General features: G+C 51.1%; 22 protein-coding genes. 1 reads left to right on the plus strand and 21 read right to left on the minus strand.

Going from position 1 to position 19,561, the window contains the following annotated elements; genetic code table 11:
• Window positions 1-6: 6 nt before the first annotated feature.
• From glmU to metG, 13 genes are all read right to left on the minus strand, one after another.
• Window positions 7-1,383, minus strand: coding sequence for a bifunctional UDP-N-acetylglucosamine diphosphorylase/glucosamine-1-phosphate N-acetyltransferase GlmU (gene glmU / locus GZ1_RS08760; protein ID WP_011229558.1), 1,377 nt, complete (start codon window positions 1,381-1,383; stop codon window positions 7-9).
• A 132-nt stretch (window positions 1,384-1,515) separates the two neighbouring features.
• Complete coding sequence (gene spoVG / locus GZ1_RS08765) at window positions 1,516-1,806, minus strand: septation regulator SpoVG (protein WP_003247437.1); 291 nt, start codon at window positions 1,804-1,806, stop codon at window positions 1,516-1,518.
• Between the two features lie 125 nt (window positions 1,807-1,931).
• Window positions 1,932-2,306 carry a RidA family protein gene (locus GZ1_RS08770; protein WP_011229557.1) on the minus strand — a complete coding sequence of 125 codons (375 nt, stop codon included), beginning with the start codon at window positions 2,304-2,306 and terminating at the stop codon, window positions 1,932-1,934.
• Between the two features lie 43 nt (window positions 2,307-2,349).
• Entirely contained in the window at window positions 2,350-3,171 is an 822-nt protein-coding gene (purR, locus tag GZ1_RS08775; protein ID WP_015373702.1) for a pur operon repressor, read from the minus strand.
• 55 nt (window positions 3,172-3,226) lie between these two features.
• Window positions 3,227-4,099 (minus strand): 4-(cytidine 5'-diphospho)-2-C-methyl-D-erythritol kinase, encoded by an 873-nt coding sequence (gene ispE / locus GZ1_RS08780; protein WP_015373701.1) that lies wholly within the window; start codon window positions 4,097-4,099, stop codon window positions 3,227-3,229.
• A 222-nt stretch (window positions 4,100-4,321) separates the two neighbouring features.
• Window positions 4,322-4,501, minus strand: a complete 180-nt coding sequence (locus GZ1_RS08790; protein ID WP_013143961.1) for a small, acid-soluble spore protein, alpha/beta type — start codon at window positions 4,499-4,501, stop codon at window positions 4,322-4,324.
• Window positions 4,502-4,759: 258 nt separating this feature from the next.
• Window positions 4,760-5,017, minus strand: a complete 258-nt coding sequence (gene veg / locus GZ1_RS08795) for a biofilm formation stimulator Veg (protein ID WP_011229553.1) — start codon at window positions 5,015-5,017, stop codon at window positions 4,760-4,762.
• Window positions 5,018-5,199: 182 nt separating this feature from the next.
• Window positions 5,200-6,099, minus strand: coding sequence for a sporulation peptidase YabG (gene yabG / locus GZ1_RS08800; protein WP_011229552.1), 900 nt, complete (start codon window positions 6,097-6,099; stop codon window positions 5,200-5,202).
• A gap of 139 nt (window positions 6,100-6,238) precedes the next feature.
• Entirely contained in the window at window positions 6,239-7,120 is an 882-nt protein-coding gene (gene rsmA / locus GZ1_RS08805) for a 16S rRNA (adenine(1518)-N(6)/adenine(1519)-N(6))-dimethyltransferase RsmA (protein WP_011229551.1), read from the minus strand.
• Window positions 7,113-7,676, minus strand: a complete 564-nt coding sequence (rnmV, locus tag GZ1_RS08810; protein ID WP_014194568.1) for a ribonuclease M5 — start codon at window positions 7,674-7,676, stop codon at window positions 7,113-7,115. Before rnmV ends, rsmA begins: the two co-directional genes overlap by 8 nt.
• Before the next feature lie 256 nt (window positions 7,677-7,932).
• Window positions 7,933-9,138, minus strand: coding sequence for a G5 and 3D domain-containing protein (locus tag GZ1_RS08815; protein ID WP_015373700.1), 1,206 nt, complete (start codon window positions 9,136-9,138; stop codon window positions 7,933-7,935).
• 200 nt (window positions 9,139-9,338) lie between these two features.
• Entirely contained in the window at window positions 9,339-10,109 is a 771-nt protein-coding gene (locus GZ1_RS08820) for a TatD family hydrolase (RefSeq protein ID WP_011229548.1), read from the minus strand.
• Between the two features lie 136 nt (window positions 10,110-10,245).
• On the minus strand, window positions 10,246-12,198 hold the full coding sequence (gene metG, locus GZ1_RS08825) for a methionine--tRNA ligase (RefSeq protein WP_015373699.1): 1,953 nt from the start codon (window positions 12,196-12,198) through the stop codon (window positions 10,246-10,248).
• A 396-nt stretch (window positions 12,199-12,594) separates the two neighbouring features.
• Between metG and abrB the strand changes: the two genes are divergently transcribed.
• Window positions 12,595-12,894, plus strand: coding sequence for a transition state genes transcriptional regulator AbrB (gene abrB, locus GZ1_RS08830; protein WP_011229546.1), 300 nt, complete (start codon window positions 12,595-12,597; stop codon window positions 12,892-12,894).
• 16 nt (window positions 12,895-12,910) lie between these two features.
• Here the strand turns inward: abrB and rsmI are convergent, their stop codons facing one another.
• The 8 genes from rsmI to GZ1_RS08870 form a co-directional block, all read right to left on the minus strand.
• Window positions 12,911-13,822 (minus strand): 16S rRNA (cytidine(1402)-2'-O)-methyltransferase, encoded by a 912-nt coding sequence (gene rsmI / locus GZ1_RS08835; protein WP_060788332.1) that lies wholly within the window; start codon window positions 13,820-13,822, stop codon window positions 12,911-12,913.
• A gap of 15 nt (window positions 13,823-13,837) precedes the next feature.
• Window positions 13,838-14,587, minus strand: a complete 750-nt coding sequence (locus tag GZ1_RS08840) for a tRNA1(Val) (adenine(37)-N6)-methyltransferase (RefSeq protein ID WP_012820433.1) — start codon at window positions 14,585-14,587, stop codon at window positions 13,838-13,840.
• Window positions 14,588-14,647: 60 nt separating this feature from the next.
• Window positions 14,648-15,010, minus strand: coding sequence for a DNA replication initiation control protein YabA (yabA, locus tag GZ1_RS08845; RefSeq protein ID WP_011229543.1), 363 nt, complete (start codon window positions 15,008-15,010; stop codon window positions 14,648-14,650).
• A gap of 15 nt (window positions 15,011-15,025) precedes the next feature.
• Window positions 15,026-15,853 carry a PSP1 domain-containing protein gene (locus tag GZ1_RS08850; RefSeq protein ID WP_011229542.1) on the minus strand — a complete coding sequence of 276 codons (828 nt, stop codon included), beginning with the start codon at window positions 15,851-15,853 and terminating at the stop codon, window positions 15,026-15,028.
• 14 nt (window positions 15,854-15,867) lie between these two features.
• Entirely contained in the window at window positions 15,868-16,860 is a 993-nt protein-coding gene (holB, locus tag GZ1_RS08855; RefSeq protein WP_012820431.1) for a DNA polymerase III subunit delta', read from the minus strand.
• Window positions 16,861-16,939: 79 nt separating this feature from the next.
• Entirely contained in the window at window positions 16,940-17,572 is a 633-nt protein-coding gene (tmk, locus tag GZ1_RS08860) for a dTMP kinase (protein ID WP_033006941.1), read from the minus strand.
• A gap of 26 nt (window positions 17,573-17,598) precedes the next feature.
• Window positions 17,599-19,032 (minus strand): aminotransferase class I/II-fold pyridoxal phosphate-dependent enzyme, encoded by a 1,434-nt coding sequence (locus tag GZ1_RS08865; protein ID WP_060788333.1) that lies wholly within the window; start codon window positions 19,030-19,032, stop codon window positions 17,599-17,601.
• A gap of 170 nt (window positions 19,033-19,202) precedes the next feature.
• Window positions 19,203-19,409, minus strand: coding sequence for a sigma factor G inhibitor Gin (locus tag GZ1_RS08870; protein WP_011229538.1), 207 nt, complete (start codon window positions 19,407-19,409; stop codon window positions 19,203-19,205).
• Between the last annotated feature and the right edge of the window lie 152 nt (window positions 19,410-19,561).

Raw genomic sequence — 19,561 nt, forward strand, 5'->3', positions numbered from 1 at the left:
CCTCCGCTAAGATTTTTTCTTGCCTGGCAGGCGATCAACATAATGTTCTTTATTGACTTGCCGGGCGCGGGCAATGGCAAGTGCGCGGCCGGGAACGTCGTCTGTAATCGTCGATCCCGCGGCGACGTAAGCGCCTTGACCGACCGTAACAGGGGCGATCAAATTGACGTTGCAACCGATAAACGCCCCGTCTTCGATTTTGGTCATATGCTTATTCACGCCGTCGTAGTTGACCGTAATCGACCCGCAGCCAAGATTGACATCGGCGCCGACTTCAGCATCGCCGATATAACTCAAGTGCGACGCCTTGCTTCCTTTGCCAAACGTCGATTTTTTCACCTCGACGAAATTGCCGATCCGCACCTCATCGTCGATTTTTGACAGCGGACGAATATGGGCGAACGGGCCGATCGTCACATCCGAACCAATCTCGCTGTCATGGGCGACCGAATGGCGAATCGATGTGCGATGGCCGATATAGCAATTTTTAATTTCCGAATTGGGCCCAATGACGCAATCCTCACCGATCACTGTCTCGCCTTCAATCACCGTGCCGGGGTAAATGACTGTGTCACGCCCGATCACCGCCTCGGCGGAAATATAAGTGGAAGCCGGATCGATGATCGTGACTCCGTTTTTCATATGTTGACGGCAAATGCGAGCACGCATGATCCGCTCCGCTTCAGCGAGAGCGATGCGGTCGTTTACACCGATCGTTTCTTCAAACGACGGCGCCTGATAGGCGGATACAACGCCGCCGTCCGCTTTGATAATTTCAATCACATCCGTTAAATAATATTCGCCTTGAGCGTTTTGATTCGTCACCTTTGTAAGCGCTTGAAACAGTGTCTCATTGTCAAAACAGTACGTTCCTGTGTTAATCTCGCGGATGTTCCGCTCTTGCTCGCTCGCATCTTTATGTTCGACAATTTTCTCGACATGGCCAGCCTCGTTGCGGACAATGCGGCCATATCCGGACGGATCATCAGCGATGGCCGTCAACACGGTCGCCTTCGCCTTGGCGGCCATATGATGCTCGATGAGCATCTCCATCGTCTCAGCGGTGATGAGCGGCGTATCCCCACAGACGACAATCGTCACTCCTTCAAGACCGCGCAAATGCGGAGCCGCCTGCATGACTGCATGCGCCGTCCCGAGTTGCTCCTCCTGCAGGGCATATTCACACTGGGAGCCGAGCTGTTCTTTCACTTGTTCCGCTCCAAATCCCACTACCGCAATCGCTTTTTCCACCCCAAGCTTTGACACTTGGTCGATGACGTGCTGAACCATTGGCTTGCCGCAAATGGGATGAAGCACTTTATACCGCTTCGATTTCATCCTCGTCCCTTGTCCGGCCGCCAAAATGACCGCATATCGTTTCATGTGAAAGGCCTCCAATTACCCTTTTATCCATAATTGAATATATATGAATCAGTGGCACTTTTCAAGGAAACAATACGGCTTTCAAAAAAATAGAGAGCTTGGTGAATTTCACCTAAGCTCCCTTTCATATGTTTACGAAGCGCCAGCTTCTTCAAGTTCTTCTTCCAACTTCCCGAGGCGGTGATATTCAGCGAGGATCGCCTCCTGGATTTTCCCGCGCGTGGCGGAATTGATCGGATGAGCGATATCACGGAACTCCCCATCTGGTGTGCGCTTGCTCGGCATCGCGACAAACAGCCCATTGTTTCCGTCGATGACGCGGATGTCATGGACGACGAACTCGTTGTCCAACGTAATGGAGGCGATCGCTTTCATCCGTCCTTCGGTATTGACGCGGCGTAATCTTACGTCTGTCACTTCCATTTTGCTCACCACCTTTTCCCCTATATGAGACTCGATGTAATGAATTCCACGTGTTCGAGTCATTTCCTTCTTTTTTCGAAAAATTTTTTATAAATTTTTATGTAGGGAAAAAGTGGGGCTAATCATTACGGAACGAGGGCAACGACTTCAATTTCGACAAGGACATCTTTCGGCAGCCGGGCTACTTCCACGCATGAGCGCGCCGGCTTATGGTTCGGGAAGTATTGGCTGTACACTTCATTCATCGCCGCAAAATCATCCATATTTTTTAAAAATACGGTCGTTTTCACCACTGTATCGAGCGAAGCTCCGGCCGCTTCCAATACGGCTTTCAAGTTTTGGAACACTTGATGCGTCTGCGCCTGAATGTCGCCTTTCACCAGTTCCCCTTCTGGGGTGAGCGGGATTTGCCCCGAGCTGTAAAACATGTTGTTGACGATGATGCCTTGCGAATACGGGCCGATCGCTTGCGGCGCCTTCGTTGTCTCTACTTTTCTCATGAGCCAGTCTCCTTTCTTGATTTTTATGTCAAGCAGCAAGCTGCTACAAAAACGCTTTGTAATTGCCTTCCTTAACAGAGATCCTCTTTTCTTTTACATCCACCTCGGACAGTTTGACGAGCGAAATGTATTCATCGACCAATCGCTCTTTTGCCTCTTCCGACTCCACGAGCACGCCAATGCCGGAGACATTGCCGTTAAACTCCTGAAGCAAACTGATCATGCCGTTGATTGTACCCCCCGCCTTCATAAAATCGTCAACGATGAGCACATTGGCTCCTTCCGCTAAGCTGCGCTTCGATAGGACCATCGTTTGGATGCGTTTGGACGAGCCGGATACGTAATTGATGCTTACCATCGGTCCTTCTGTCACTTTATTGTCATGGCGGACGATGACAACGGGCACATACAAAAAGTTGGCGATGGCATACGCGAACGGAATCCCATTGGTGGCGATCGTCATGACGACATCCACCGGACGGTCGGCAAACATCGACGCATAAAGGCGGCCGATTTTGTTCATAATGCGGGGATCGCCAAGAATGTCGGTCATATACAAATATCCGCCGGGAAGAAGCCGATCCGGACGCGACAGTTGTTCACACAAATACGCAACCACTTCTTCCGCTTCCTCAGCATCCATTTTTGGAATGTATTGCACGCCGCCGGCAGCGCCGGGCAGCGTCCGAACGGTTCCGATTCCTTGCTGCTCGAACGTCTGCTTAATGATGGCCAAATCTTCGCTGATCGACGATTTGGCCGATTCGTACCGCTCGGCAAAAAATGTCAGCGGAATGAGCTGATGTGGCCGTTCAAGAAGATAATGCGTCATATCAACTAAACGGCCGCTTCGCCTTAGCTTCATAGCCGACCTCCTGAAACCGAATATTATAAATATATTTTAACAAAAATGTACGTGTTTAATCAAGAGAATGTCGTTCTCCTAACATTCTCACCGCAAACACTTGGTCACAAAAGCCGCGCAACCCATTGTATACCCGCTGCATTCTGGAATCGTGCTCGATCAGTCCAAACACGGTCGGCCCGCTGCCGCTCATCAGCACCGCATCAGCGCCAAACCGCTTCATTTGTTCTTTAATATGCGCGACTTCCGGATATTTTTTCAACGTCACTTCCTCAAGAACATTGCCGACCAACCGGCAGATCGCCGCATAATCTTGCCGCTCGATCGCTCTCACCATCGCATCGACGTCCGGATGGCTGACACGCTCAAGTTCCAAGTTTCGGTACACTTCCGCCGTCGATACACCGATCGGGGGCTTGGCCAGCACAACCCAGCACGGCGGCGGTGAAGCGATCGGAGTGATGACTTCCCCGCGCCCCGTCGCCAAGGCGGTTCCGCCGTAGACGCAAAAAGCGACATCCGAGCCGATTTTCGCCCCAAGCTCTGCCAGTTCATCGAGCGTCAATCCGAGTTGCCAAAGCTTGTTCAACCCGCGCAGCGTCGCCGCCGCATCGCTGCTTCCTCCCGCCAATCCGGCGGCCACCGGAATATGCTTCGTAATCGAAATGGCCACCCCTTGGCGGATCGAAAACGTCTCTTTAAGAAGCTTCGCCGCCTGATACGCCAAGTTGCGGCAATCATCGGGCACAAAGCGGTTTTGCGAAACGATGCGGATCGCATCTTCCTCCGGCAACGCGACAAGCTCAATGCGATCGGCCAAATCGATCGTCGTCATCACCATTTTCACTTCATGGTAACCATCCGGGCGCTTATAAAGAACGTCGAGTGACAAATTGATTTTCGCCGGCGCTTTTATCGACAACCTCACTCATCCTCACCTACTTCCACGCGCAATCATGAATAAGCGGATCGGCATCCATCGGCTGCTTTCCGTCTCCGCCGTCTTTGCCCCGTCTCATCCGCCTTTCTTTCGTCAACCCATTTTATCATATTACCATGTTCTGGCGACGACGCCAAACAATATATGTATGCAAAAAAAGGGCGCCCCGTTCGCGGGACACCCTCGCCGCAACACGCCCCGCTGCCGGCGCTATTCCGTTGTTCCGGCCAGCTGCCGCTCCGCCCGTTCAATCGCCAATCTGACCATGTTTCCTGCGTCTTTCGCGCGGATGGCGCCCCACCCCTCACGTTGCACGACATCGTAAAAGCCCAACTCTTTCGCCAGCTCTTCTTTCAAGCGTTGCGACATAATCCCGCGGCGTCGACCCAATGTCAGCAACCCCTTTCCATGTTCATTGGCGCTATGGCATGAAACGTTTGGCAACCCGCCGGCGCATCAACAAGCCGGCTTTGCATTTGGCCGGGCAAAAGGCGGCTGCGGCAGTTTTAGTATGAAATAAAGGGGGCGGTTTTATCATAGTTCCGAAAGAAAACTCCCGCTTCAAGCAAAGCGAAGTGGGAGTCGTTCACGTCACCTATTTATGACAAAACAAAAAACAAAAAGCAAAAAAGCAGCAAACAAATCTGTCTACTGCCCCCCTGCTTGCTCATCATCCCAAAACGTCAACTTTACCGTCTCTGTCAATACGTCGGCGTAGCTGAACGATACGCGTTCAAACGAATTCTCTTTTTGATCCAGCTCAATGACAAATACGGATGGATATGTTTCCGCCAAAATACCACAACGCTCAATCATTTTTCTGCGTCCGCCGTTGGCCCGCAGCGTCAACCGTTTCCCGATATTGGAATCCAGCGTTTTTTTAATATCGGATAAAGTCTTTGGCATTCATCATCCACCTCACTATTTGTAATTATAACAAAGATGATGTCTAAAGTCAAAAAATAAAAATTATATCAGGGCATTTTTATTTCTGTCAATGTATATTTTTCTACAATATCCTTCTTTTTATGTGTGATGTGGAACTTTTTTGTAAAAAAATGCGACGGACGTATAGAAAAAACCGCCCATCAACTGCGGCGGTTTTCCTCTCGATCCTCAATGAGGCGAAACGGCATCCCGGTGCGGAGCACGCCTTTCGTTTCCACCCCACCAAGCCCCTTTTCCCCGGTTAACGTGTTGCGCAACACATCCCATACGTCGACCGTTTCGGTGAACGGGGTGAAGCTGAGGCGCGAAACGATATAGACGGGGTCCAGAGCATGAATGTTCACCCGCGCTGGTGAACTGGCAAAATTCGCCCCAGCGCGGATGAGCGACTCAAAGTGCGACTGGCAGGCGCCGGCGAAAATGATCAGTTGGTCCAAATGGGGCACTTTTTTGCGCGCCTCTTTCACCGTTTGCACAAAATGGCGCGAATGGCGGTACGCTTTTAACTCATGCACCTTTCCTTTTGACTTCGAATACGAATCATGCCCGGTGATGACTAAAATATCAGGGCGAAACTGCTCGATCCAGTAGCCAACTTTTTCCGGCATTTCGCTTTCCTCGCAGTAAATGCCGTGCACCGGCACGCCGATCCGCTCATACAAATCCATACATTTGCGCAAATATAACGGGTCGCCATCCAAATGGAGGACGCGCCCCGGAATTTGAAAAAAATCTTTCTCCACCCGGTATCCGCCGGTCGCCCGATATTCGACTTTTTGCTTGATCGCCTGATAATCTTGGCGAAAAAGCCGATACGATTGTTCGATCAGCTCGATTTCCCGCTTTTTCCGTTCCTGTTGCTCCTGCTCATCGATGACGACTAAATCGCTGCACGGAGCGTCCGCGACGAGGCGCACATCTTCACCATACAAAATCGCTTCCCACTCGCCGTTTTTTTCTTTCATATCAATCACTCGGAACAATAAATCACATTGGTAAGACTTGCGGGCGACAATATCGCCGATTTTAATGACGTCCATCACCGCTCACTCCATTGCATAATCGTTGTCATCCATACGATATGCACGTGCGGACAATAGGTGATAGACGCCTGTTTGGACGGCTTTGGTTGACGAAAAGACCGCTGCCCCCCAGAGGAGCGCTTTCTTTACGACTCCTTCATTTGCCGAAAAGCGGTGCCAACGCGTTGCTTAATGAAGCAAACTCAGCGATGTCAAGCGTCTCTCCGCGTCGGCGCGGGTCAATGCCCAAAGCAACGAGCACTCGTTCAATTTGCTCTTTGTTCTCTTTTCCTCCCGGCAAATTGTTTGTTAAGTTGTTGAACAGCGTTTTGCGGCGCTGGGCGAAGCTTGCCCGCACCACTTGGAAAAACACGCCCTCATCGTCGACAACAACAGGCGGATGCTGCCGCTTTACGAGCCGGATGACAGCAGAATCAACGTTCGGCTGCGGCATAAAGACGGTGCGCGGCACCGTCATGATGACTTCCGCTTCGGTATAATACTGCACAGCGATCGTCAGCGAGCCGTAATCTTTCGTCCCTGGCTTAGCGGCAAGACGGTCGGCGACTTCTTTTTGCAGCATGACGACCATGCCGCGGATCGGCAACCGCTCGGTAAGCAGCTTCATAATGATCGGTGTCGTCACATAATAAGGTAAGTTGGCGACGACCATCCGGTCGCTTACATCAGCCAATTCCTCGGCGATGACGGCATGCAAGTCGGCCTTTAATACATCTTGGTGAAAGATGCGCACATTGTCATAAGGAGACAGCGTGTCGGCCAAAATGGGCAACAGTCGGCCGTCGATTTCGAAAGCGACGACTTTTTTCGCCCGCCGCGCCAATTGTTCCGTCAACGCTCCGATGCCTGGTCCGATTTCAATCGCTCCTGTATCAGGGGAGATGTCGGCAACATCCACGATTTTCCGCAAAATGTTCGCATCGATCAAAAAGTTTTGCCCAAGGCTCTTTTTAAACGAAAAGCCATATCGCTCCAAAATTTCTTTCGTCCGCCCCGGTGTTGCAATATCTTTATACATCGTCCGCCTCCTCCTGCATCACGTGCGCTAACGCGGCATAAAAAGCATCACGGGAAATGCGGAACACTTGCAGCCGCTTATGAAACTGCCGACCGTTCGCATAGCCGATTTTCAGCTCCTCGCCAAGACGCTGCCGCCGCCGGCGCGCCATCGCGCCGCCGATCAACCCAGCCTCGATCAGTTCAGCAAACGTAATTTCTTCCTTCCAATCCGACGCCTCTTCATACACGTTGGCGAGCGCCCGACGGATTTCGTCAGGGGACGCGTGCTCAACCCCGATGCCCTTGCCGTTTTTCGCTTTGGCCGCCTCGCGCGGCAAAAAGGCATGCTTGCACCCTGGCACCTGTTCGGCAATCGTGCGGCGAATTTTTTCGCCGGGAAAATCGGGATCGGTAAAAATGATCACGCCGCGGCGCTCTTTCGCCAGCTTGATCCGCTCAATGACATCCGCGCCCACTGCTGCTCCGTTTGTCTCGATTGTATCGGCATCGACGGCGCGCCGGATCGCCGCCGTATCATCTTTTCCTTCCACAACGATCACTTCTTTGATCTTCATCCTCCCATTGCAGAAACAACGGAATCGTCCCTTTTTCCTATTTCTGCAATGCCTCCTTTCCGGTAAAATCAAAAGTAAGGCGAATCATCGCCGAAAGCCGCTTCATTCCCTTATTATTTTTTGAATTTCGCTGAAACTTTTTTCCGTTTGCATCGTCTAATTTAGCAGAAGCGGCGCGCATTGTCGCGGCACAATGCCATTATAGCGAAAAAAAGCAGAGGGAAAAAACCCTCCGCTTCGTTCTCCCATCGCATCTCTATGGCAATACCCGTATTTTCACGCGCTTTCTGCCCCAACGAAACGCATCCGACCGTTCCGGGAAAAACACATCAATTTTATATCCGCGGATGCCTGAGCCGGTGTCAGCGGCAATGGCATATCCGTATCCTTCCACATACACTCTCGACCCAAGGGGGATGATGGACGGGTCGACCGCAATCACTTTAGCGGAAGGATTTTTGCGCAAGTTGATGCCCGTGCTTGTTATGCCTGAACAGCCTGCACAATAGGCAGTGTAGGCGGTGGCGGTGACGTAAAATTCCTTCGCGGCATGGTCCGAGCCGCGCGAGGACGGGCGGTCGGGCGCGGCAGCTTGGCGCACCGTTTTCGTGCCGATGGCGACAATGCGCGCCTTGCTTTCTTTTAGCGTTTTCACAGCGATTAGTTTGCGCGCCGTTTCTTTGCCGTTTTCCAATGTCACCTCATACGTTTTTTGAACCATCCCTTTTTCTCCAGGCTGAATGACGCGCCGCTCTCCTTTCGGCAATGAGTCATCCCGTTTTGTCACCACGGCAAAGTCGACGGGTTCTTCCACTACATCGGTGACTTTTTTTACTCGGATCACGCGAATGGTCATCTGTTCTTTGACCGTTTCATGCAAGGAGGGCTCTATCCGATCGAGTTGACCTAGCTGAATCCCTTGCTGCTTCAAAAAGTCAGCGACCGTAGTCGAAGTTGTCCATACCTGCTGTTGTTTACCGCCGACATTGACGTGGACTGGAAACGCCTTTTCAACGCCGATGTCCATGCCTTTTTGAATTTTCGCCGAAAGCGCCGGCGCCACTTTGTCATACGCCCCGACCGCCACGTGCTGCGAACGGAGCAGCTCCGCGACCGTATCGGCTGTCGTCCATATCTTTTTCTTTTTTCCATTGACTGTCAGCGTCACTTCTTTGCTTGCTTCCCAAACAATATGGAGATCGTCGGTGATCGGCGAATGCAAGGACGGATAAACATAATCTTCTTTGCGCGGCTGAATGTTTTGCTCCGCAAGCAGCTCTTTCACCGTTTTCGCATGAGTGCGAATTTCTTGTTTGTTTCCGTTTTTGATCAGCGTCACATCGTCTTTGGCCATCTCATATCCAGCAACCCCTGTCGTCGCGGAGATGGCGAGAAACCCGCCCGCTGTGACGGTCACGTTTTTCCTCCATAAGTCCAGCCATTTCCTCCCATTCGGCAACATCAGATGAACGCCTCCTTTTTCTACGGAATTCCCCTCTCCCTTTAACATGTACGCACGAGCATACTCTATTATGCAGAAAATTCAGTGAAAAAGGAAGGAAGACTTGTCGACACGCGGTTGGCTCATATCGGCTGAATTTGTAGAATTTTATCGTCTTCGCCGCACCTTCGACAAGCTTCCCCGCTGTTCGACGCCTAATTTTAGCGGTCGATGGCGAACAATTTTTTGGCATTTTCCGCCGTTGTTTCCGCTACTTCGGCAAAAGAAATGTTTTTGATCTGTGCGATCGCTTCGGCAACGTATTTGACATAGCTCGGCTCGTTTCGTTTGCCGCGGAAAGGGTGAGGCGTTAAATATGGACAGTCGGTTTCGATCAATAAATGGCTGAGTGGAATCTCCTTCGCCACTTCCTTCGGTTTTTTCGCATTTTTAAACGTGACCGGTCCGCCAAGGGAAATGAGAAAATTCATGTCCATGCACTGTTTGGCCACCTCGACGCTGCCGCTGAAACAATGCATAATCCCGCCGATTTCGGCGGCGTTTTCCTCTTGCAAAATTTTTAAAATATCTGCCGTCGCCTCACGGTTATGAATAATGATCGGCAACTTCACCTTTTTAGCCAGCCGGATTTGCTGCCGGAACACCTCTTGTTGCACGTCTTTCGGCGATTTATCCCAATGGTAGTCAAGCCCCATCTCGCCGAGCGCCACGACTTTCGGGTGAGCGGCGAGCTGTTCAATCATCTGCAAATCATCGTCCGTCATCTCGATCGCATCAACCGGATGCCAGCCAACCGCCGCATAAATAAACGGATACCGCTCGGCCAGCTCGATCGCCCGATCGATCGTCGGACGGTCAAACCCGACGACGACAATGTGTGAAACCCCTTCATCGCGGGCGCGTTCAATGACTTGTTCCAAATCTTCTTCGTATTGGACTGCATTCAAATGTGCGTGCGTATCAAACAGCATACGAATGCCCTCTTTTCCACCTTGATGTTAAGTGTAGCATAGAAATTGGTTACATACGTCACATTTCGTTAACATTTCCATTACAAAATAGCGACAAGGAGGTGTCAAGCGCAACACCCCCCTGCCAAGCAAACCGTTATTTGATTTTCGTTCCATTCGGCACGTGTTGATCAACCGTCGCCAGCGAAAATTCCCCGCCGCTGCCTCCGGCTAGAATCATGCCTTCCGACCATTCGCCGCGAAGCTTGGCTGGTTTTAAATTGGCGACGCAAATGACTTTTTTGCCGACGAGTTCTTCTGGTTTGTAAAACTCAGCAATGCCGGAGATCACTTGCCGCTTCTCGCCGCCAAGGTCAAGCTGAAGCTTCAACAGCTTATCGGCGTTTTTCATACGTTCCGCATGGATGACTTCAGCGACGCGCAAATCGACTTTGGCGAACTCGTCAATCGAAATTTCCGCCGCCTCCGCTGCTTTTTTTTCCTCTTTTACCGGTTCGGCGGCCGGTTTGCCCCCTTGCATATGCGCCTTAATGTACTCCACTTCCGCTTCGATGTCGAGGCGCGGGAAGAGCGGTTCTCCCTTTTGCACTTTTGTCCCTTCCGGAATGAGGCCGAAATCGTACAAGCTATCCCATTCTTTTAATGAATGATCCGTGATGCCGAGCTGAGCGAACATGCGCTCCGGCGTGCGCGTCAAAAACGGCTGGAGCAGCACTGCCGTATGGCGAAGCGATTCAGCCAAGTGGGTCATGACGGCGGCAAGCTCATCCCGTTTCTGTTCGTCTTTCGCCAATACCCATGGCTGCGTTTCATCGATATATTTGTTCGTCCGGCTAATCAACTGCCAAACAGCGGCGAGCGCGACGGAAAACTCCATTCCCTCCATCGCTTCTTCATATTGACGCACCACTTCGCGCGCCGTTTGCACCAACTCTTGGTCAAACGGTGTTTTCGGCCCGCGGTATGGCGGAATAACGCCGTCGAAATATTTCTCGATCATCGCCACGGTACGGTGCAACAAGTTGCCTAAGTCGTTGGCCAAGTCATAGTTGATGCGCTCAATAAATCCTTCCGGCGTAAACACGCCATCAGCGCCGAACGGCACTTCCCGCAGCAAATAATAGCGGAGCGCATCAAGCCCATACCGGTCGATGAGCGTCACTGGGTCGACGACATTGCCTTTCGATTTGGACATTTTTCCATCCTTCATCAGCAACCAGCCATGGCCGAATACTTTTTTCGGCAACGGCAAGCCGAGCGCCATCAATATAATCGGCCAATAAATCGTATGGAAACGGACGATTTCTTTGCCGACCAAATGGACGTCCGCCGGCCAATATTTGCGGAACTTTTCATCGTTGTCCGTGCCGTAGCCGAGCGCTGTGATATAGTTGGCAAGCGCGTCGATCCAGACATAGATGACATGCTTCGGATTGCCTGGCACTTTAATGCCCCAATCGAACGTCGTCCGGGACACAGCCAAATCCTCAAGCCCCGGCTTAATGAAGTTGTTGATCATCTCATTTTTCCGCGATTCCGGTTGGATAAAATCGGGATTTTCTTCGTAATATTGCAACAAGCGGTCGACATATTTGCTCATCCGGAAGAAATAGGACTCTTCTTTCACTTTCTCAACAGGCCGGCCGCAGTCCGGACAGTTGCCGTCCACAAGCTGCCGCTCAGTGTAAAACGATTCGCACGGCGTACAATACCAGCCTTCATATTCGCCCAAATAAATATCGCCTTGTTCGACAAGACGGGTGAAAATTTGTTCGACGACTTTTTTATGCCGCTCCTGCGTTGTGCGAATAAAATCGTCGTAGGAAATGTCGAGCTTCTTCCATAGCTCCTGAATGCCAGCGACGATCTCATCGACGTATTGCTGCGGCGTTACTCCTTTTTCTTCCGCCTTGCGCTGAATTTTTTGCCCATGCTCATCGGTGCCGGTCAAATACATGACATCGTAGCCGCGCATCCGTTTATAGCGAGCCATGGCGTCCCCCGCCACCGTTGTGTAAGCATGACCGATATGCAGGCGGTCGCTCGGGTAATAAATCGGCGTCGTCAAATAAAACGTTTTTTTCTCCATCGGTTAGGCCCTCCCTCGTACTGTTGAGCACAAAAGCCCCCGTCCGGCGACGAGAGCGGCGTTACTTCTATTTTACATAATTTTTTCATTCTACAAAAACATCTATTTCTCGTGGGCTGAAAAAATATACCCAAACCGGCAAAAATACGGCCGCGTTTTCAACCATCGCTGCGAATTTGTTATACAAGGATAGAGTTTAGATGGGCAAATTCATTCGTTTTCTCCTTTCTTTCTAAACAAACTTTTTTTTGAAATAACAATATACATTTTTTTTAAATTTTACATATTAAAGGATTGACGCTTAATGGAAACACTGATATGATTAGGTTGTAGGAAATTTGTCGAATATTGACGAATAAACGACAAAAAACTTTTTTGCGGAGAGGAGAATCGACGATGAAATCGACAGGGATCGTGCGTAAAGTCGATGAGTTAGGCCGCGTCGTCATTCCAATTGAGCTGCGACGTACGTTGGATATTAACGAAAAAGATGCGTTGGAAATTTATGTTGACGATGACCGCATCATTTTGAAAAAGTATAAGCCGAACATGACGTGTGTCGTCACCGGCGAAGTGTCGGACGACAACTTCAAACTGGCCGGCGGCAAAATCATTTTAAGCCGCGAAGGCGCGGAAATTTTGCTGCAGGAGATCCAACAGCATCTAGAAGCAGCAACAGACAAAGAAAAAGAATAAAAAAGTTTCTCTGGCTTCAGAGAAACTCTTTTTTTTCTTCTTCTTGCTGTTGATGATACTGCCGATAAACGTCGCGTTTCGACATATTTCGATCACTGGCCGCCTGTTTCACCGCCTCCTTGACGGAAAGGCTGTGCTCGCGAATATAATAATCGACATGTTCGACAAGCGAAAGCGGCTGCCACCATTCCTCTCCCTCTTGCTCTTGTTTATTCCCGTCTCGCGCCCCTTCGACAATGAGGCAAAATTCACCGCGGGTGTCATGTTCTTCCGCCCAGGCGACCGCATCGCTTAAATCGCCGCGGATGAACTCCTCAAACCGTTTCGTCAACTCGCGGCCAAGAGCGATGCGCCGATTGCCGAATATATCATACATAAGAGCGAGCGTTTCTTTCAAGCGGTGGGGCGCCTCATAAAAAATTAACGTCTCCGCCGCTGTTTTTAATGACAGCAGCTGCTCTTTTTTCTCTTTTTTCGCCCGTTCCAAAAAGCCGACAAACAAAAAGCGGTCCGTGGGCAGCCCGGAGGCGACAAGCGCTGTCAATGCCGCGTTCGCTCCAGGAAGAGGGACGACGCGGCAGCGCTCGGCAAGCGCCGCAGCAATAAGCTCATAGCCCGGATCGGAAATGCCGGGCATCCCGGCGTCGCTCACCAATGCCACCGTTTTTCCTTCCTTCAGCCATTCGACAAGCTGCCGGCCGCTCGCGTATTTATTATGCTCATGGTAGCTGACGAGCGGCGTATGAATGCCGAAATGAGCGAGCAGCTTTTTCGTCTGCCTTGTGTCCTCGGCGGCGATGACATCAGCTTCCTGAAGCGTCCTAACCGCACGAAACGTCATATCCTCCAAATTGCCGATCGGCGTCGGCACGATGTACAGCGTCCCTTGCTCCGTTTGTTCGGTAAAACTTTTTTGCTGCCAAAGCATCCTTGTTCCGCCCCTTTAAGATGAAATAATGCCATATAAGATCCGCTTCGTCTCCTCGGTATATTCGTTATTCTCATCATACACGACAAGCGGAGGCAACACTTTTAAGTCCGGGCTTGCATCTTTTGTCCCTTCAATTAAAATCATGTTCGCCTCTTTGCCCTCTTTCGGGTACACAAAGCGGAGCCGTTTCGGCTCAAGACGGTATTGGCGCATGAGCGTCACAAGGTCAAGCAGCCGCCCGGGCCGGTGGACGAACGCCGCCTTCCCTCCTTGCTTCAACAGCTGGCTGCTGACTCGAATCACATCCTCTAGGGTGCAATAAATTTCATGGCGGGCGATGGCGATATGTTCATTTTTGCTCAGTTCGTCTTTGCCGACTGCCGGAAAATACGGGGGGTTGCACGTGACGACATCGTACCGGCTGTAACCGATCCGTTGCGGCGCTTCTTTAATGTCGCCGTGTATGATCTCGATTTGTCCTTCAAGCCCGTTGTATTGCACGCTTCGCCTCGCCATGTCGCAAAGCCGTTCTTGAATTTCGATGCCGATGATCGTCCCTTTTGTTCGCCGGCTCAACAAGAGGGGAATCACCCCGTTGCCCGTGCACAAATCAACAATCTGCCCCTTTTGAATCGGCATATAGGCAAAATGAGCAAGGAGCACGGCATCAAGGGAAAACGAAAATACAGATGGACTTTGAATGATGCGGAGCTCTTCGTTAAACAAATAATCGAGCCGTTCATCCTCGTACAATTCCACCATGACGCACGATCCTCCATTGAAAAAAATAACCTTTCCGAAACGGAAAGGGTGGCGCTGCCTTTAGTTTTTGTTCAAAAACGACAAGCAAAACAAACAATCGCCCTCGGTGCGAATGCTTCCGTAATGGATGTGACAAATATGAAACCCTTCTTGGTAAAGGCGGGCTAAATTGTCATACCCTTCGCCAATGTCGATGAGTTTTTTGCCATGTTTGTCCCCTTTTCGTTTGCCTTCTTCCCATGCTTCTGACAATTGTTCAAGCCGACGGCGCAAATGAGCATTTTCGATTTGCAGCTGGTGATTCTCTTCTAACAGCTCCGTTACGCGCTGTTTCAGCTGTACCAGCTCGCGGTAAAAATAACTAAGTTGCTCTTCCATATTGGCCACTGATCGAAACACTTCTTTTTTATCTACTTTTTCCACTGGCCCCACCCCAAATTAATCTGCGACGCGAATGGACAACGTCCCGTTTTTCATCAGCTCATCGAGTGTATATTCGACGACCCGTCCGAATTCTGGAAGCTCGATTTGCAGCACCCGCTCTAAAATGTTCAAGCCGACGACTTTGCCGAAGCCGTGCGGTGTTTCGACATATTCCCCTAAATCCGGGAGTTGTTCTTTCGCCGTCTCATACTCTTCGTTTTCATATTTCAGGCAACACATCAGCCGGCCGCACAACCCGGAAATTTTCGTTGGATTGAGCGACAAGTTTTGATCTTTCGCCATTTTGATCGACACCGGTTCAAAATCGCCTAAAAACGTCGAACAACAAAGCATGCGGCCGCACGGCCCGATGCCACCAAGCATTTTCGCCTCGTCGCGCACCCCGATTTGCCGCAGCTCAATGCGCGTGCGGAAAATCGACGCTAAGTCCTTCACAAGTTCGCGGAAATCGACGCGCCCATCGGCAGTGAAATAAAAGATCACTTTATTGCGGTCAAACGTATATTCCACATCGACGAGCTTCATTTCCAGCCCGTGCTCCTCCACTTTGCGCAAGCAAATGTCATACGCCTCGCGCGCCGCCTTTTTGTTTTCTTCCACAACCCATTTATCTTTCTCATTCGCCACGCGGATCACTTTTTTGAGCGGCAGCACGATGTCGTTTTCGTCGACTTGTTTATTGGCGATGACGACTTTTCCGTACTCAATGCCTCGGACCGTCTCGACAATGACGAATTCGCCGACGGGAATAACGGCATCGCCAGGGTCAAAATAATAAATTTTCCCTGCTTTTTTAAAACGGACGCCGACTACCGTATACAACGGCTCTCCCTCCTTTACCGCTTTAATTGAAGAACGAGCTGCTCAACAAGCAACGCCGTGCTCATATTTGTTGTATTTAAACGCGTTTTCGCTTGTAAAATCGCTTCCATGCCAGCCAAAATCCGCCGCTGCGGGCAAGCAAGCGCCCATCGTTGCAGGCGGTCCAGCTGATCGCGGTATAACACGCCGTCCATCTGCCCGGCTTGAATATGCAACAAATCGCGGTATAAATATAAAAGCAAATCAAGTCCAAGGTCAAGCTGATGGCTTTCCAAAAAATGCGGAAACAAGCGGTCGTGGATGAAAAACAAAAGCTGCAGCTCCGGCTTGCCTAGCATCTCATACCATTGTAGCACTAATGTTCGCGCCTCGGCAAACCAACTATCTTTGGCAAGCGCCAGTGCTTCCTCGAAGCTGTTTGTCAAATGGGCAGCCAACAGCGCCAACGGCAACGGCACGTGCTCCTCGACAAGTCCCTGAGCGAGCTCTGCCGGCGGCAACGGCCGGAACGAAAGCACTTGACAGCGGGAAACGATCGTCCCTAGCAGGCGGTGGTATTGCTCAGTCAGCAATACCGCCACCGTCCCCGGATGCGGCTCTTCCAAAAATTTCAGAAGGCTGTTGGCAGCGCTTGTCGTCATTTGATCGGCGTGCTCAACGATGTACATTTTTTTATCCGACTCGACCGCTGTTTTCGAGAACTCTTGCTGCAGCCATTCGATTTGTTCCTTTTTGATTGATCCTCCATCTGGGCCGATCACCCGGACGTCAGGGTGGTTGCCGGAGTCGATGCGCCGGCAGTTGCGGCACTCTAGACACGGGGAAACTCCGATTGGGGACAGACAAAACAAACGTTTCGCCAACAACAAACTGGCCGCTTTTTTGCCCGTCCCCCGCTGCCCCTCAAACAAGTACGCATGAGAAATCCGCCCTTTTTCCAAGCCGCTTTGCAGCATTTTCGCCACCACCGGCTGGCGTTTCGCTAGCTGTTCCCATCGCATCGCCATCACTCTTCCTTGATTTCTTATTTCTATTCTATCATGTCCGCTAGGAATCATCACGGTCGGATTCATGGAAATGGCGCTGTCATCTTCCTTTCAAACGGGAAAGCACCGCGGCTGTTGTTTCGGCGAATACATCATCAAGCGGGCGGTTCGCGTCGATGACGACAATGCGGTCGGCAAACCGTCTAGCGAGTTCCCGATACCCTTCTCGCACCTTCTCATGAAAAGACAACGTTTCAAGGTCAAGCCGATTCACTTCCCGGCCGCGGTTCCGTCGGATTCGTTCAAGCCCAATTTGCGGATCGATATCAAAATAAATCGTCAGCGACGGCATATACCCATCAATAGCGAACTCATTAATTTTCCATACTTCCTCAATGCCAAGCCCGCGGGCAAATCCCTGGTAGGCGAGGGAACTGTCAACAAACCGGTCGCAAAGGACGACGCACCCAGCCTCAAGCGCCGGCACGATTTTCTCAAGCAAATGCTGTCGGCGCGCCGCCGCATACAAAAGCGCCTCCGTCCGCCCGTCCATTTCCGTATAATCACAGTTTAAAATGATGGAGCGAATCGCCTCGGCAATGCGCACCCCGCCCGGCTCCCTCGTCGCCACGACGTCAATCCCCCGCTCACGCAACAACGACTCCAATTTGCTGATCATCGTCGTTTTGCCGGCTCCTTCCGGCCCTTCAAACGAAAAAAAGCATCCGTTCATCACTCGCGGCATCCTTTCCATCCTTCCTATTCGTATACAACCAACTGACCATCTTTCAGCCGGCTTCCGCCTTGTATGTGCGCCCGCTGACAAAGAAGCTGGCGGATCTGTTCAATATGGCCGCTGCCGATCCGTTCTCCGACCCACACGAGCGGCACCCCAGGCGGATATGGAATGACCGTTTCCGCTGCTATATGTCCTTCAGCTTCCTCGAGCGCCACAGCTTTTGTCCGCAAATGGCGCAGTTCATTATACGGGACTAAAACCGATAGCAGCGGTCCGAGAAAAGGCGAAGCGTCACACACCGGCGCCTCGCCATCTGGCAAATCGCGCCACGCTCGTTTGATTTTCTCCGCTGCTTCCTGAAGCCGCCCGGTTACCGCCAGCGGGCAAACGAAAAGCACGTTCATTCGATCAGCAAGCTCGACAAACACCCCTTCGCGCTCAAGCCAACGTTGCAGTTCATACCCGGTCAAGGAACAGCGCGTCTGCACCGTTACTTTCAGCGGGTCGGTCTGTACGCCAAAATGGCGGGAACAAACGACTGCCACCCCGTCAATATCGGCCAAGGCTGCTTTAAACTTCTCAATTTCTGCCACGATCGCCGCCGCATCGCTTTTTGAAAGCTGGGCGACATAACTCCGCGCCAAATCGAGCGACGCCATAATCGGGTAAGACGGGCTGCTTGACTGAAACAACTGCAAAAAATATTTCAACCGCTCAAGATCAACCCGCTCGCTGTTTACATGCAAAAACGCTCCCATCGTCATCGCCGGCAACGTTTTATGCGCCGACTGCACGACAACATCGGCGCCATAGCGAAGCGCCGATGTCGGAAAAGGGGGGCCGACAACGAAATGGGCGCCATGCGCCTCATCAACCAGCACCGGAATGCCATGTTCATGAACTAGACGGACGATTTCTGTCAAATCGGCGGCCATTCCATAATAATTTGGGTTCGTCAATACAACCGCAGCAACATCATCATAAAGCGCCAACGCCTCTTTGACCGCTTCAGGACGAATGTGCGAAGCGACACACACATCACGATCAAACTCGGGAGCAAGTAGAACAGGAGTGGCTTCCATGAGTTGCAATGCATGCATCACCGATTTATGGCAATTGCGTTGTACAATCACTTTCTTCCTCTTTCCATCACACACGGCGGCGATCATTGCCAAATTTCCTGCCGTCGAACCGTTCACAAGGAAAAACGTCTCCCTAACGCCATACAGCTCCGCCGCCAGCGCCTGCGCCTCGGCAATCACCGACTCAGGCTGATGCAAGTCATCCAAGCCGGAAATTTCCGTCGCATCCAACGCCAACAGCGGCGCAAACATATCTCGCCCTCGTTTCGAAAACAAAGCGCCGTATTTATGTCCCGGCACATGAAACGAAACCGGGCGGCGCGCCCAATGGTGCACGAGAGCGTCATATAAAGGAGTTTTCGTTTGATCCATCATCATCCTCTTTCCTTGCTGTCTGTCCCAGAACGGCCATCATCCGGGCAGACTGCCGAAATGCATGGGATATGCAGGAGAAACATCAAACATATAGTATCACAAACGTCCGAAAAAACGCACGAGTCGCGTCAATCGCAAATAAAAACAGGCCCAAATGCAGGCCCTGATTACGAGTGAATTTTCGATGTAAACATTTTGCGCAGCTGCCGCACATAAAACGAGTAGTTCGGGTCGTCCGTATTCGTTTGCACAATCGCCCGGTTGCAGTCCAAACAAAGAAAATGGCCAAAAAGGAAAATCCCTTCCTTTTTTTCCTGTTCACAAACGATGCATACATGTTCGCGTTGATTCCGGTCTGCTATTGATGTCCTCACGCTCTCCACCTCCCATCCTCTATGTTTCCCACATTGCTAACATTCTATACTAGTAGATGAAAGGAAGAGAGACATTGAGCGGGTCCTTATCGTTTTTTCCTCAAAAAACGAAAGCAGCCAATTGCACCAATGCAACTGGCTGCTCGTTTATT

The sequence above is a fragment of the Geobacillus zalihae NBRC 101842 genome, assembly GCF_001544135.1.
GTDB lineage: Bacteria > Bacillota > Bacilli > Bacillales > Anoxybacillaceae > Geobacillus > Geobacillus zalihae.

Bases quoted from the DNA above. Each gene is read 5' to 3' on its own strand.
- glmU (WP_011229558.1), bottom strand. From the start codon at position 1,383: ATGAAACGATATGCGGTCATTTTGGCGGCCGGACAAGGGACGAGGATG.
- spoVG (WP_003247437.1), bottom strand. From the start codon at position 1,806: ATGGAAGTGACAGACGTAAGATTACGCCGCGTCAATACCGAAGGACGG.
- GZ1_RS08770 (WP_011229557.1), bottom strand. From the start codon at position 2,306: ATGAGAAAAGTAGAGACAACGAAGGCGCCGCAAGCGATCGGCCCGTAT.
- purR (WP_015373702.1), bottom strand. From the start codon at position 3,171: ATGAAGCTAAGGCGAAGCGGCCGTTTAGTTGATATGACGCATTATCTT.
- veg (WP_011229553.1), bottom strand. From the start codon at position 5,017: ATGCCAAAGACTTTATCCGATATTAAAAAAACGCTGGATTCCAATATC.
- yabG (WP_011229552.1), bottom strand. From the start codon at position 6,099: ATGGACGTCATTAAAATCGGCGATATTGTCGCCCGCAAGTCTTACCAA.
- rsmA (WP_011229551.1), bottom strand. From the start codon at position 7,120: ATGTATAAAGATATTGCAACACCGGGGCGGACGAAAGAAATTTTGGAG.
- rnmV (WP_014194568.1), bottom strand. From the start codon at position 7,676: ATGAAGATCAAAGAAGTGATCGTTGTGGAAGGAAAAGATGATACGGCG.
- GZ1_RS08815 (WP_015373700.1), bottom strand. From the start codon at position 9,138: ATGTTGCCGAATGGGAGGAAATGGCTGGACTTATGGAGGAAAAACGTG.
- GZ1_RS08820 (WP_011229548.1), bottom strand. From the start codon at position 10,109: ATGCTGTTTGATACGCACGCACATTTGAATGCAGTCCAATACGAAGAA.
- metG (WP_015373699.1), bottom strand. From the start codon at position 12,198: ATGGAGAAAAAAACGTTTTATTTGACGACGCCGATTTATTACCCGAGC.
- abrB (WP_011229546.1), top strand. From the start codon at position 12,595: ATGAAATCGACAGGGATCGTGCGTAAAGTCGATGAGTTAGGCCGCGTC.
- rsmI (WP_060788332.1), bottom strand. From the start codon at position 13,822: ATGCTTTGGCAGCAAAAAAGTTTTACCGAACAAACGGAGCAAGGGACG.
- GZ1_RS08840 (WP_012820433.1), bottom strand. From the start codon at position 14,587: ATGGTGGAATTGTACGAGGATGAACGGCTCGATTATTTGTTTAACGAA.
- holB (WP_012820431.1), bottom strand. From the start codon at position 16,860: ATGGCGATGCGATGGGAACAGCTAGCGAAACGCCAGCCGGTGGTGGCG.
- tmk (WP_033006941.1), bottom strand. From the start codon at position 17,572: ATGAACGGATGCTTTTTTTCGTTTGAAGGGCCGGAAGGAGCCGGCAAA.
- GZ1_RS08865 (WP_060788333.1), bottom strand. From the start codon at position 19,032: ATGGATCAAACGAAAACTCCTTTATATGACGCTCTCGTGCACCATTGG.